Raw genomic sequence first — 12,540 nt, forward strand, 5'->3', positions numbered from 1 at the left:
CGTGGACGACGCGGCCGGGCGAGGCTGCGCCCCCCGAAAGCAGCCCTTCCTGCAAAATGCACCCGTGCCGCCTGGATCGGCGCCGTGCTCTGTCCCCTACGACGAAAAAAAGGGATCGAAGATGACCACTGTGGGTGTGCGGCGCTCAAGCCGACTCGGCCGCGGCGGTATGCGCCGCCTGGTTCCCCTCGCTGCCGTTGCCTCGGCAGGAGCCCTGCTGCTCACCGCCTGCGGAGGGGGAGGCGACTCGGGCGGTACCTCGAAGTCGCTGACGTTCTGGATCTCGACGGTTCCGGGGCAGGACGCGGGCTGGAAGAAGATGGTGGCGCAGTACAAGAAGGAAGCCGGCGTCGACGTCAAGCTCGTCAACATTCCCTACGACGGCTACACGACGAAGCTGCACAACGCCGCGCAGGCGAACTCCCTGCCCGACGTGGCCGCCGTGCCGGCGCTGGACCCGATCTGGTCGAACAAGCTGATCGACCTCAGCTCCATCGCCAACAACAAGAGCAACAACATCAACGCCAACTTCCTGGCGAAGGACTCGTCCGGGAAGGTGCTGTCCATCCCCTCGGACGTCACCGCGTCGGGTCTGTTCATCAACAAGTCGCTCTTCGAGAAGGCCGGCGTCTCCTTCCCGACCGAGCCGTCGAAGACCTGGACCTGGACCGACTTCATCAAGGCGGCGGACGAGGTCCGCGAGAAGACCAAGGCCAAGTACTCCCTGACCTTCGACCAGTCGCCGTCGCGGCTGCGCGCCATGGTGTACGAGATGGGCGGGCAGTACGTCCACGCGGACGACTCCGGCAAGTTCTCGGTGGACGAGGCGACCAAGAAGGCCGTGAACACCTTCGTCGGCTGGAACGACGACAAGACCATGCCGAAGTCGGTGTGGACCAGCGGCGCCGACCCGTCCGCCATGTTCCAGAGCGGTGACGTCGTCGCCTACTGGTCCGGTGTGTGGCAGGTGCCCGCCTTCGCGGAGAGCATCAAGAAGTTCGAGTGGGCGAGCGTCCCGACCCCCGCCCAGCCGGTGCAGGCCAGCGACGTCAACAGCGGTGGCATGACGGTGGGCTTCAACAACAACGGTGACGCCGCCAAGGCCGCGACGAAGTTCCTGTCCTGGCTGTACGAGCCGGCCCACTACCAGGCGCTGTGCGAGGCGTCCGGCTTCCTGCCGGTCGAGAGCGGTCTGACCCCGAAGTACCCCTTCACCTCCGAGGCGGCGCAGGCGGCGTTCAAGCTCTACAACGAGTCGATCCCGCTCTACGCCCCGATCTCCGGCTACTTCAGCAGCGCGCAGACGAACTGGGTGCTGAAGGGCAAGAGCCTCACCGAGGACCCGACCAAGACGGAGCTCGGCAAGGCGATCAACGGCCAGCAGACGGCCGACAAGGCCCTGGAGAACATCGTGGCCGGCTACAACCAGCAGGTCGGCGGCTGATCGTGGGCCCGGGGGACGGGCGGCGCCGAGACACCGCCGCCCGTCCCCGGACGCCCGCGTGATGGCGGGCTCATGACCGGAGCCCGCAGCAATCGAAACCACCAGCACGGAGTCAGGAAGATGACAAAACGCGCCTCGGCCGTGACCGCGAGCCCGCCGAGCTCGCCCAGGAGACGCAGCAAGTACACCCTTGCGCCGCTCGTCCTCATCTCGGCCAACGTCGTGCTCTTCGCGCTGTTCTTCGTCTGGCCGGCGGTGATCGGGCTCGTCTACTCCTTCACGAACTACACGGGAGTGGGGGCGTTCCAGTACATCGGACTGGACAACTACCACAACCTGTTCGGGGACTCCACCTTCTACGACGCGCTGACCCGGACGCTGCTGTACGCCGTCCTCTTCGTACCGCTGAACTTCGTGGTCTCGCTGCTCGCCGCCAACCTGGTGGTGAGCAAGCACGCGAAGGGCGGGTCGGTCGCCCGCGTCGTCTTCTTCATCCCGTGGCTGCTGTCGCCCATCGTCGTGGGTGTCCTGTGGCGGTGGATGTTCGGTGAGAACTTCGGACTGGTCAACTACGTCATCGAGAAGTTCGGCGCGGACGCCGTTCCGTGGCAGTCGAACGCGGACCTCTCGTTGCTCGTGGTGGTGATGGCGGCATCCTGGGCCTGGACCGGTTTCACGATGCTGCTGTTCATCGCGGCGATCAAGAACGTACCGGTGTCCTACTACGAGGCGGCCTCGCTCGACGGTGCCGGCCCCTGGCGCCAGTTCTTCAGCATCACGCTGCCGAGCATCGCGCCCACCTCGTTCATCGTCATCCTGCTCAACACGATCAACGCGATGAAGGAGTACCCGGTGTTCGTCGCCCTCAACAACGGAGGGCCCGGAACGTCGAACAACCTGCTCGTCCAGTACATCTACGAGACCGGCTTCAAGCGGGGACAGATCGGCTACGCGAGCGCCGCGTCGTTCGTGCTCATGCTCATCCTGATGGCCGTGGCGGTCATCCAGCTGATCGTCAACCGGCGGGTGGAGAACCGATGACAACCACAGACATCCCGCGCCCGACCGACGCCGGCTCCGGACGGAGAGTCGCCAAGAAGCGGCCCCGCAAGACGGCCACCGGTGGACTCAGGCAGGCGGTGTCCGCGACGACACTGCTGTGGATCATGGCGTGCCTGTACGGCTTTCCGGTGCTGTGGTTCGTCCTCAGCTCTCTCAAGCCGTCCAGCGACCTGTTCTCCTACCCGCTGACACTGGTTCCGCACAACCCCACCCTGTCGGGCTTCGAGGCGGCGTGGGACAGCGCGAACTTCTCGCAGTACTTCATCAACACGGCCATCGTGTGTGTGATCACGACGATCCTCACGGTGGGAATCAGCTGCTGCACCGGGTACGCGCTGGCCAAGTACGACAACAAATGGCTCAAGGCGTTCTTCATCTGCATCCTGGCCACCACGATGCTGCCGTCCGAGGTCATGCTCGCCCCCGAGTTCCTGGTGGTCCGCAACCTCGGCCTCTACAACTCGTTCGCCGGCATCATCCTCCCGGCCGTGCTCACCGCGACCGGCTGCTTCATGTTCCGCCAGTTCTTCCTGACGGTTCCCGACGAGCTCGTGGAGGCCGCACGCATCGACGGCGCCCGTGAGCTGGCGATCTTCGCGCGCATCATGGTGCCGCTCTCCCGGCCCATCATGCTGACCCTCGCCATCCTGTCCTTCCAGTGGCGGTGGAACGACTACATCTGGCCGCTGCTGATGCTCAACGACCCCGACAAGTTCACCGTGCAGATCGGCATCCAGAGCATCGTCGGCGCACAGAACATCAACTGGTCGGTCCTGCTGGGCGCGTCGGTCATCTCGATGATCCCGCTGATCGTCATCTTCCTGGTCTTCCAGCGTTACGTCATGGGCGCCGACATCAACGCCGGACTGAAGGACTGATCTTGCTCTCCCCGCTCGACCACGAGTTCGTCCGGTCGGTGGCCCGTGCCGCCGACCGGACGGCCGTCCCCCTGGCGGCCGGCCCCGACGAGGAACCCGCCGGTGTGCCGCACCGTGGTCTGGCGCGGCGGGTGAAGACCCTGGTCGCTGCATACCGTTGCCCTGACTCGGAACTGCACGGCGGTGAGCCGGCCGTCGCCGCCGCGGCGACACAGCTCCGCGCCCTGCGGGCCGCGCAGACCGCCTCCGGCCTGTTCGCCGGTGGCGACAACGTGCAGTCACCGCCGGACTCCGCCTTCACCGTCAACGACGTGTGCGACGCGTACGTCCTGGCGGCGGGCGGCGGGCCACAACTGCAGGACATCACGGCGGCGCTGGCCGAGATCGCCGGCGCCGCCACCGCGGGTCTCCTGACCGGTGGCGTGCACACCCCGAACCACCGCTGGGAGCTGAGCGCGGCGCTCGCCCGTCTGCACCGGTCGTTCCCCGACGACCGGCTCCTCGCCCGCGCCGAGGAGTGGCTCGCCGAGGGCGTCGACATCGACACGGAGGGCCTGTACTCGGAACGCAGCGCCGTCTACGCGGCCCTCGTGACCAACCCCTCCCTGCTGCTGCTGGCCGAGGTGCTCGGGCGTACCGACCTGCTGGACGCCGTCGAACGCAACCTCGCCACGACCCTGGACCTGATCAGGCCGGACGGCACGGTGGAGACCCTCCACTCGCGCCGCCAGGACCAGAAGCTGTCGTTCCCGCTGTGGCCCTACCTGCCGCACTACCGGCTGCTCGCGATCCGCACCGGCCGGGGCGACTTCGCCCGCGCGGCCCGCCTGGCGGCCGCCGACGGCATCGACGACGCCGACCTGCTCGCCCAGACCCTCCTCACCCCGGAGCTGTGCCGCGCCCTGCCGGCCCCGGACACGGAGAAGCTCCCGCGCCACCGGTACCTCACGACGGCACGCCTCGCCACCCGCGTCTCGACCACCGCGCACACCGTGGTGTACGGCGGCTCCGACGTGCCCGAGCACCGGCGCATCCGCTCGGGCCTAGCCTGCAACCCCACCTTCCTGCGCGTGTTCGCCGGTGCCGCCGTCCTCGACGCGGTCCGCCTCTCGCGGGCGTTCTTCGACCTGGGCCCGTTCCGCGCCGCCGACATGGAACAGCTCGCGGACAACCGCTACCGGCTCACCCAGACCCTCACCACCGCCTACTACCAGCCGCTCCCGAAGGACCGCAGGCACGACGACGGCGCCTACCGCCTGGTGGACGAGGGCCGCTTCTCCGCGTCGATGGCCTTCCCCGACCGCCCTCAGGACGAGGTCTCCCACACGACCCGGGTCGAGGTCGACCTGCGGGAGGACGGGGCCGACCTGCGGATCGACATCAGCGGCCCCTCGGTGCCCTGGGCCCTCGAACTGACCTTCCGGCCGGGCGGCGAGGTGCGGGGCGCCGTACCGCTCGGCGACGGAAGCTGGTGTCTGACGACCGAGCCGTTGACCTACCGCGTCGGCGACGACGAGATCCGGGTCGAGGCCACCGTCGAGACGGGCGAACCGCTCGCCGGACCCGACCGGAGCGACGTACTGCGCTACGACCCGGGACAGGACTACACCGTCGTCGGCGGCACCGACGCGACGACCGGCAACCGCGTCTACCTCGGTGGGCACGGACCGCAGACACTGACCCTCACACTGCGCGCCACCTCTCAGGCATGAAGGGCTGATCTCCTTGCACCTCCCACGCCAGCTCGGGCCGCTGCACGACCTGCCGGACACTCCGGAGGCGTACGACGCCGTCCTCGCCGACGTCACCGAGCAGGCCCTCGCCCGGCTGACGCCCGAGGGCAACCTCGAACACCCCGACTGCGTCGACGACATCGGCGACACCTCACTCGGCATCACCTCGCTCCTCGCGCTCGCCTGGCAGCGCGGCAAGGACCCCCGGCTGCCGGAGGCGGTGCACCGCAGCCTCGCCTTCCACCTGCGCGAGCGTGTCTACGTCGACGACAACCCCGGCTACCCCAACCTGAAGGTACGCAACTCCGGTCTGCCGTACGCCCGTTACGTACTGGAGTCCGGCGCCCACCCGATCGGCGACTGGCCCAGCACGGTCTGGGCGCTGCTCCACGCGGTCAACGTCCTGGACGCGGCCGAGGGGCTCGTCGCCGACGAACAGCGCGCGGAACTCGTCGAGTTGGCGCGCGGTTACTGGCGCTGGCTGACCGAGGCCACCTTCTTCAACCCGCAGGAAGCCGGCAACCAAGCCATCGGCTGCGTCGTCGGCGGCCTGATGCTCGCCCCCCATCTCCCTCCGGACGAGGGGAACTTGATCCGTTCCCGTGCGATCTCGTTGTACGTCGACAAGATCCGCGCACACCGGGTGAGCGACCGGGGCGCGGCCCTGCCGCCCGAGCACGGCGGCGCCTACGACAACAACTACGGCCCGATCTCCCTCTCCTTCCTCGCCCAGGCCCACCGGATCAGCGGCGAGGAGATCTTCGCCGAGGACGGCGAGGCGCTGGCCCACTACCTCGACGCCCGCCTGACCAACGGGGGCTACGACAACGGCGGCCCCCGCTACAGCGAACAGCACTCCGCCTTCGAATCGGTCCTCGGCCTGCGCTACTTCGGCCAACGCATCGGCTCCGACCTCGGCCGCTACCGGGGCGACAGCCGCTGGGCCCGCGGCGCGGTCAAGCCGGACGGCGGCATCGACGGCCACTTCGCGTGGATGCTGGTCTGGCAGATCCAGGACACCACCCCCTGGCACCGCACGCCCTCGACCCGGCCGCTGCGCCACCAACTCCGTGCCGGCACGGTCTCGGTGGCCTTCGACGACAAGATGACGCCGTCGCTGGTCGAGGCGGCGGGCACCTACTACCTCCCGGCGGCGGTGAACCGCCAGCACGGCTTCGGCCCGGTGACGGACGGCTTCCTGCTCTGCCGCCCGATGGGCGAGGTCCGCGTACGTGACCTGCGCACCGCCGCTCTCACGGCCAAGCTGGTCAGCACGCCGGTCGTCGGCCGCGACCACGTCCTGCGTCACCTCCGATCCCTGTACGTCACCGACGGCACCACCCTGTGGGTCACGGTCGCCGTCGAACACCTCGACGGCACCCCGTACCTGCTCGCCGGCCTGCCCTACGCCACCGACGACGGCGACCGGGTCCGCCGGACCGCCGAAGCCGGCGCCGTGACCTCCGCGGGCCCCCTGCGTCTGACGCACCCGCAGGCAGAGGGCGCGGACCACTTCGACGCCCGCTCGGACACGACCCAGGAGCAGGCGGCCTTCGCTCTCGCGGCGGACCCGCGCGGCTACGGCAACCCCGACGAGGGCTGGCGTCACCTGGTCAGCTCCACGGCACTGGAGGCCGACCCGGCCCCCGGGGCGCCAGAGGGCCTGAGCGTGTTCGCCGTACGGTACGGCGGCGACGGCGACGCCGAATTCGCGCCGGTGTTCGAGGCGACGGCGGAAGGCCTGCTCGTGCGCACCGAGGTGTTCACCGCCGTGATCGGCGATGTCGCGGGGGACGCCCACGGCGAACCGGAGCTGACGCTTCTCGACTGAGAAGGCGGAACGAGGCGGACCGAGACAGACCGAGGCGGACCGACAAGACGTACGAGGCCGAGCAGCTCACCCGCGCGCTGCTCGGCCTCGTCGCATCACGTTGCGCCCTGCCGCGTCGTTCAGCTCTGCCCGTCCACGACCAGGTCCGCCCGGTCCCGGGTCGCGGCGACCAGATCGGCGTTGCGCTGGTCCGTCCCCCGCACCCACGCGAGAGCCGTGTCGGGGTCCTTGCCGAACTCCTCGTGCCGGGCGACCAGCCGACGCACCCGCTCGTCCTCGTCCAGCGCGCAGAACCACACCTCGTCGAGCTGGGCCCGCACCCGCGCCCACGACCCCTCCGTCAGCAGAAGGTAGTTGCCCTCGGTGACGACAAGCCGTGCCGAGGGGAACACCGGGATGGCACCCGCGACCGGCTGCTCCAGCACCCGCTCGAACCCCGGCGCGTAGACGATCTCCGCGTCGCCGCTCTCACGCAGTCGCCTCAGCAGCGCCGCGTACCCCGCCGCGTCGAACGTGTCCGGCGCGCCCTTGCGGTCCCGCAGGCCCAGCCGCTCCAACTCGACGTCGGCGAGATGGAAGCCGTCCATCGGCACATGGGCGACCCAGGGCGAGCCGTCGCCGTTCAGCGCCCGGACGAGCCGTTCGGCGAGCGTCGTCTTGCCCGAACCGGGGCTCCCGGCGATACCGAGCACGGCACGCCGGTCGCCCCGGACCAGCGCCCTGGCCCGGCCGAGAAGGTCGTCGAAGGTGGGTGCGGGGGAGGAGAGGGGGTGTGCCACGCGGCCGAGTCTCTCACCCGGACAGCCCCTCGTAGGCCGCCGCCAGCATCAAAAAGCCCCGGTCGTCGCCGAGCCCGCCCGCGTCGATCATGCGGTTCATGACGTACGCCATCGTCATCCGCGCGTCCATGTCGACCAGGACCATCGAACCGCCCCAGCCACCCCAGAAGCACGTGCGCGGGTTGGGCATCTGACCGCTGTGCAGGCCGTACCCCATGCCCCAGCGCATGGGCACGCCCAGTTCCGAGTCCATGCCGCGGAACTGTTCCTCCAAGGCGCGTTCGCAGCCCGCCTCCGACAGCAGCCGTACGCCCCGTGCGGTGCCCCCGCAAGCCAGGAGCGACTGGACGGCGGCGACCGAGCGGGCGTTGCCGTGGCCGTTCCCCGCGGGGATCTCGGCGCGTCGCCAGGCCTCGGTGTTGGCGGTGACGGGCGGGATGTGCGGGTTGCCGGGACGGTCGCGCGGCAGGGCGGCGTCCGGGTCGAGCACCCGCTCCGCCGGGGGGATCACCGGCGCCACCCGGTGGTCGTGCTCGGCGGGCAGCCCGATGTGGAAGTCGGCGTCCAGCGGCCCGGCGATCTCCTCGGCGAAGAAGACACCCGGGGTGCGGCCGGTGACCCGATGGATCACCTCGCCCACGAGATGCCCGAAGGTCACCGAGTGATAGCCGCCCTCCGTGCCGGGCTTCCAGGCCGGGGCCTGGGCGGCGAGGCGGGCGGTGGCGGTGGGCCAGTCGTAGAGGTTCTCGAGCGTCATCGGCTCGTCCCAGGTGGGCAGGCCCGCCGTGTGACCCAGCAGCTGCCGCACCAGGACGTCGTCCTTGCCGTTCGCGGCGAACTCCGGCCAGTAACGGGCCACCGGCGCGTCCAGGTCGAGTTCACCCCGGTCGGCGAGGACCAGCGCGCACAGCGCCGTCATCGTCTTCGTCGTGGACCACGTGTTGGTGATCGTGTCGCGCTCCCACGCGGTGGTACGCGCCTCGTCGAGGTGGCCGCCCCACAGGTCGACCACCGGCTCGCCGTCGAGGAACACGGCCACGGACGCGCCCACGTCCTTGTCGTCGAGCGAGGCCGTCAACGCCTCGCGTACCGGGGCGAACTGGTCCGTGCACGTGCCGAAGGTCTCCACCATGCGGGCGACCGTAGCCAGGGCCCCGCGAGGACGGCCACCGATTAATTCCGGCCACCCCGTTCGCCCCCGCGCCGCGCCCGGTTCAGGTCCGGTCGATGTGCACGTTCGTCGACTTCACCCGGGCCGTCGCCTCCATACCCACCTCGAGGCCCAGCTCCTCCACGGCCTCCCGGGTGAGCAGCGACACCAGCCGGTGCGGTCCCGCCTGGATCTCCACCTGGGCGGCGACATCGCCGAGCTTCACCGCCGTGACGATGCCGGCGAAGGCGTTACGGGCGGAGGTGTACGACGGCTCCTCCTCGCCGGTGCCGGTGCCCGCGCCGGAGTTGGCCAGCTCGATCGAGAAGGCGGCCAGATCCCGCCCGTCGATCAGACGGCGTCCCCCCTCGTCGCGGTGGGTCTTCACCCGGCCCGCGTCCGCCCACCGCCTCGCGGTGTCGGGGCTCACGCCCAGCAGACGGGCGGCCTGACCAATGGTGTAGGACTGCATACGCGCCAACCTAGCTCCTTCCTTGATCTCGCAAAATGAGCAACCGCGCCCGTCTTGGCGTACTGAAGTGGCAGGGAACGCACGCACGCAGCACCGCCACGCCCGGAGGTACCTCACCCGTGAGCATCACCAGAGCGGCCCCGCCCGGGGCCGGCCACCGCGACACGGAGGCTCCGCCGGACAAGGCGCTGGACAAGGCGCTGGACAAGGTGCCGGACAATGCGCCGGGCCAGGCGCAGGGTGAGCCGCAGGGCTGGCAGTTCAGTTCGCCGCTGGTCCTGACCATGGTGCTGATCCTGGTGGTGGCCCTGCAGGGGCCGATCCGGCGGGCGGTGGCCGCGCCGGTGATGCAGAGCTGGATGACGGTGTTCGTCGCCGTCGTCGTCCAGGCCCTGCCCTTCCTCGTCCTCGGGGTGCTGCTGTCGGCGATGCTCGCGGTGTTCGTACCGCCGTCGTTCTTCGTCCGCGCCCTGCCCGGCCGGCCCGCCCTCGCGGTGCCGGTCGCGGGGATGGCCGGAGCGATCCTGCCCGGCTGCGAGTGCGCTTCGGTGCCGGTGGCCGGCGCGCTGGTGCGGCGGGGGGTCGCCCCGGCGGCGGCACTGGCGTTCCTGCTCTCCGCCCCGGCGATCAACCCGATCGTGCTGACCGCGACCGCCATCGCGTTCCCCGGCAGGCCCGAGATGGTCGTCGCGCGGTTCGTCGCGAGCCTGCTCGTGGCCTGCGCGATGGGCTGGCTCTGGCAGCGCCTCGGCCGCACCGACTGGCTGCGCCCGCCGGCCCATCCCTCCGACGAGGGCCTCGGCAGGGGCGCCGCGTTCTGGAACTCCGTACGGCACGACGTGGTGCACGCGGGCGGTTTCCTGGTCGTCGGCGCGATGGCCGCCGCCACGCTGAAGGCCGTGGTGCCGGCGAGCTGGCTGGGACTCGCGGCGGACAACCCCGTGGTGTCGGTCCTCGCGCTCGCCGTCCTCGCGGTGCTGCTGTCGATCTGCTCGGAGGCGGACGCGTTCGTCGCCGCCTCGCTGACCCAGTTCTCGCTCACGGCCAGGCTGGCGTTCCTCGTGGTCGGGCCGATGATCGACCTGAAACTGTTCGCCATGCAGACGGCGACCTTCGGCCGCGGGTTCGCCCTCCGCTTCGCACCGGCCACCTTCGTCATGGGCGTGGCGTCTGCGGTCCTCGTCGGGGCGGTGCTCCTGTGAACCGGCAGGCACAGGCGGTCGTCCTGTTCCTGGTCGGCGGAGCGATGGTGCACGCCGGGTCCACCGACCTGTATCTGCGGTACGTCAAGGCGGGGCTCCAGCCGATGGTCATCGGCGCGGGCGTGATCCTGATCGTGGCCGCGCTGGCGACGGTCTGGTACGAGCGGAAACTCACCAAGACCGGTCCTGACAACCGAGTTCACACCCATGACAGGGACCCCGGCGTTCACGACGACCCCGACGTTCACGGCAAAGACGTCCACGTCCACCGTGAACCGCGCGTCTCCTGGCTCCTGGTCCTGCCCCTGTTCGCGCTGATCCTGGTCGCCCCGCCAGCCCTGGGCTCCTACAGCGCCCTGCGCACGGGCACGGCCCTCCAGGCGCCGCTGGCGTACGCGCCCCTGCCCTCCGGCGACCCCGTACGCCTCAGCCTGGTCGACTACGCCGGCCGGGCGGCCTACGACCACGGACGTTCACTGGGCGACCGGCGGATCACCATCACCGGGTTCCTCGCGCTCGACGGCAAGGGCACCCCGTATCTCGTCCGGATGGCCCTCAACTGCTGTGCGGCGGACGCCCAGCCCGTCAAGGTCGGCCTGACCGGCCGGATCCCCCCGGTGCTCCAGCCGGACACCTGGCTCGAACTCACCGGCACCTACACCGCGCGGCGGACCAAGGACCCGGTGAACAACGGCATCATCCCGTTCCTCGACATCACCGAGGCCAAGCCGGTGGCGACTCCGCGCGACCCCTACGACGAGAGCTGGAACAACTGAGGCCCGGGTCGGGCCTCGGCTCGGGGCGCCGTCTCAGGGCCGGATCAGCCCGCGCTCGTACGCCTTGACCAGCCGCTGCGGAACCATGTGCGCGACCCCGTCGACGGTGACGGGCACCAGCTGAGTCGTGGTCGCCTTCCACTGGGCGCGGCGGTGACGGGTGTTGCTGCGGGACATCTTCCGCTTGGGAACGGCCATGGGAATCCTCCTCGGTTGGCAAGCGAGACAGGACGCTACATGAAAATGGATCCCATTAACAGTTGAGGTGTGCGGGCCGTGCCCTGGCTGGGTCAGAAGCCGCCGGAGCGGAACTCGTCGTCGGAGCCGGCCACGGCGGTGACGTTGTAGCGGTCGCCGCCCGCGCCACGGTTGCCCTGGTCGTGGTTGTACTGGAACTTGAAGACGTAGGTACCGGCGTCCAGCGTGTTCCCCGGCTTCAGCGTCACCACGTAGTCCAGTTCGCTGCTGCTCCCTCCCGTGGCCACCGCCACCTTGTCCCCGAGGTCGCTCCAGGTCCCGGTGCTGGAGACCCCTCCGGTCTGAATGATCTTGACGACCACCTTGAGGCTGCTGAGGGGCTTGGTGGACTTCACGGTGACGATGCTCTGGTCCCAGTAGGCGTTGGCCTCGGTGGTGTCCACGCTTCCGTCCGACCACAGATAGCTGGTCGTCGTGCTCGACGTGCTCTTCGGATCCGTCGGCGAGGAGCTCTGTTCCCCGGTGCCGCCGGTCGAGCCGGAGGAGCCTTCGGTGCTGCGGTTCGGGGAGGGCTTCGACGCCGGCGTGTGCCCACCCGGACCGGCACCCCCACCCGCGCCGCCCGACACGGGCACATAGACCACCTCGGGGTTCTTCCCGCCGCTGTCCTCCTCCTTCTCGTTCTTCTTGGACGGGGTGCTCGTCGGCTTCCTGGCGGTGTCGGCGCGCTCCTTCTCCCGTGGCGCCTTCTTGTCGGCCGCAGCGGTCACCTGGTCGGAGTCGCCGGCGCTCCAGTCGACGGCTGAGACGCCCCAGGCGGACGCGGCGATCACCAGGACCGCGGCCGCGGAGCCGCCGACCGTCTTCCAGACCCGGCGGCCGGGCAGGAAGCCGCGGATCGGCGTGCGGGCCCTGCGGGCGAACAGATCGGCGAACTCGCCTTCCTGGCGGTCACCTTGCTGAAGGTCGGGCGTGTGCGGCATGAACGTCGGTCCTTAAAGGGTCGGGTGCTGTG

General features: G+C 70.0%; 12 protein-coding genes. 7 read left to right on the forward strand and 5 right to left on the reverse strand.

Translation table 11 applies throughout. The annotated features are described in order from the left end of the window. Positions 1 to 121: 121 nt before the first annotated feature. The 5 genes from ABZ855_RS28915 (at position 122) to ABZ855_RS28935 (ending at position 6,948) form a co-directional block, all read left to right on the forward strand. A complete protein-coding gene (locus ABZ855_RS28915) occupies positions 122 to 1,444 on the forward strand; it encodes an extracellular solute-binding protein (RefSeq protein WP_360811725.1) in 1,323 nt (440 codons plus the stop codon). A 120-nt stretch (positions 1,445 to 1,564) separates the two neighbouring features. After that, positions 1,565 to 2,485 carry a sugar ABC transporter permease gene (locus ABZ855_RS28920; protein ID WP_319210424.1) on the forward strand — a complete coding sequence of 307 codons (921 nt, stop codon included), beginning with the start codon at positions 1,565 to 1,567 and terminating at the stop codon, positions 2,483 to 2,485. Beyond that, complete coding sequence (locus ABZ855_RS28925; RefSeq protein ID WP_360811727.1) at positions 2,482 to 3,384, forward strand: carbohydrate ABC transporter permease; 903 nt, start codon at positions 2,482 to 2,484, stop codon at positions 3,382 to 3,384. The genes ABZ855_RS28920 and ABZ855_RS28925 overlap by 4 nt, the downstream gene beginning before the upstream one ends. A 2-nt stretch (positions 3,385 to 3,386) precedes the next feature. Next, complete coding sequence (locus ABZ855_RS28930; RefSeq protein WP_360811729.1) at positions 3,387 to 5,096, forward strand: hypothetical protein; 1,710 nt, start codon at positions 3,387 to 3,389, stop codon at positions 5,094 to 5,096. 13 nt (positions 5,097 to 5,109) lie between these two features. Then, the gene (locus ABZ855_RS28935; RefSeq protein ID WP_360811731.1) at positions 5,110 to 6,948 is read left to right on the forward strand and encodes a hypothetical protein; all 1,839 of its coding nucleotides are present in this window, start codon (positions 5,110 to 5,112) and stop codon (positions 6,946 to 6,948) included. Positions 6,949 to 7,067: 119 nt separating this feature from the next. Here the strand turns inward: ABZ855_RS28935 and ABZ855_RS28940 are convergent, their stop codons facing one another. From ABZ855_RS28940 to ABZ855_RS28950, 3 genes are all read right to left on the reverse strand, one after another. Continuing rightward, positions 7,068 to 7,727, reverse strand: coding sequence for a nucleoside/nucleotide kinase family protein (locus ABZ855_RS28940; protein WP_360811733.1), 660 nt, complete (start codon positions 7,725 to 7,727; stop codon positions 7,068 to 7,070). A 13-nt stretch (positions 7,728 to 7,740) separates the two neighbouring features. Beyond that, the gene (locus tag ABZ855_RS28945) at positions 7,741 to 8,859 is read right to left on the reverse strand and encodes a serine hydrolase domain-containing protein (RefSeq protein ID WP_360811735.1); all 1,119 of its coding nucleotides are present in this window, start codon (positions 8,857 to 8,859) and stop codon (positions 7,741 to 7,743) included. 82 nt (positions 8,860 to 8,941) lie between these two features. After that, entirely contained in the window at positions 8,942 to 9,349 is a 408-nt protein-coding gene (locus ABZ855_RS28950; protein WP_360811842.1) for a helix-turn-helix transcriptional regulator, read from the reverse strand. A 119-nt stretch (positions 9,350 to 9,468) separates the two neighbouring features. Here ABZ855_RS28950 and ABZ855_RS28955 point away from each other — a divergent pair, with 119 nt between their 5' ends. Further along, positions 9,469 to 10,551 carry a permease gene (locus tag ABZ855_RS28955; protein WP_360811737.1) on the forward strand — a complete coding sequence of 361 codons (1,083 nt, stop codon included), beginning with the start codon at positions 9,469 to 9,471 and terminating at the stop codon, positions 10,549 to 10,551. Beyond that, positions 10,548 to 11,327 carry a TIGR03943 family protein gene (locus ABZ855_RS28960; protein WP_360811739.1) on the forward strand — a complete coding sequence of 260 codons (780 nt, stop codon included), beginning with the start codon at positions 10,548 to 10,550 and terminating at the stop codon, positions 11,325 to 11,327. The genes ABZ855_RS28955 and ABZ855_RS28960 overlap by 4 nt, the downstream gene beginning before the upstream one ends. A gap of 33 nt (positions 11,328 to 11,360) precedes the next feature. Here ABZ855_RS28960 and rpmF read toward each other — a convergent pair whose 3' ends face one another. Both rpmF and ABZ855_RS28970 read right to left on the reverse strand, forming a co-directional pair. Continuing rightward, entirely contained in the window at positions 11,361 to 11,525 is a 165-nt protein-coding gene (gene rpmF / locus ABZ855_RS28965) for a 50S ribosomal protein L32 (protein WP_360811741.1), read from the reverse strand. Between the two features lie 92 nt (positions 11,526 to 11,617). After that, complete coding sequence (locus ABZ855_RS28970; RefSeq protein ID WP_360811743.1) at positions 11,618 to 12,508, reverse strand: hypothetical protein; 891 nt, start codon at positions 12,506 to 12,508, stop codon at positions 11,618 to 11,620. Positions 12,509 to 12,540: the final 32 nt, after the last annotated feature.

It is taken from the genome of Streptomyces sp. NPDC047042, from assembly GCF_040644035.1.
GTDB lineage: Bacteria > Actinomycetota > Actinomycetes > Streptomycetales > Streptomycetaceae > Streptomyces.

What these genes read in the sequence shown, in the direction of transcription:
- ABZ855_RS28945 (WP_360811735.1), bottom strand. Translation starts at nt 8,859, where the DNA reads ATGGTGGAGACCTTCGGCACGTGCACGGACCAGTTCGCCCCGGTACGC.
- rpmF (WP_360811741.1), bottom strand. Translation starts at nt 11,525, where the DNA reads ATGGCCGTTCCCAAGCGGAAGATGTCCCGCAGCAACACCCGTCACCGC.
- ABZ855_RS28920 (WP_319210424.1), top strand. Translation starts at nt 1,565, where the DNA reads ATGACAAAACGCGCCTCGGCCGTGACCGCGAGCCCGCCGAGCTCGCCC.
- ABZ855_RS28950 (WP_360811842.1), bottom strand. Translation starts at nt 9,349, where the DNA reads ATGCAGTCCTACACCATTGGTCAGGCCGCCCGTCTGCTGGGCGTGAGC.
- ABZ855_RS28915 (WP_360811725.1), top strand. Translation starts at nt 122, where the DNA reads ATGACCACTGTGGGTGTGCGGCGCTCAAGCCGACTCGGCCGCGGCGGT.
- ABZ855_RS28970 (WP_360811743.1), bottom strand. Translation starts at nt 12,508, where the DNA reads ATGCCGCACACGCCCGACCTTCAGCAAGGTGACCGCCAGGAAGGCGAG.
- ABZ855_RS28925 (WP_360811727.1), top strand. Translation starts at nt 2,482, where the DNA reads ATGACAACCACAGACATCCCGCGCCCGACCGACGCCGGCTCCGGACGG.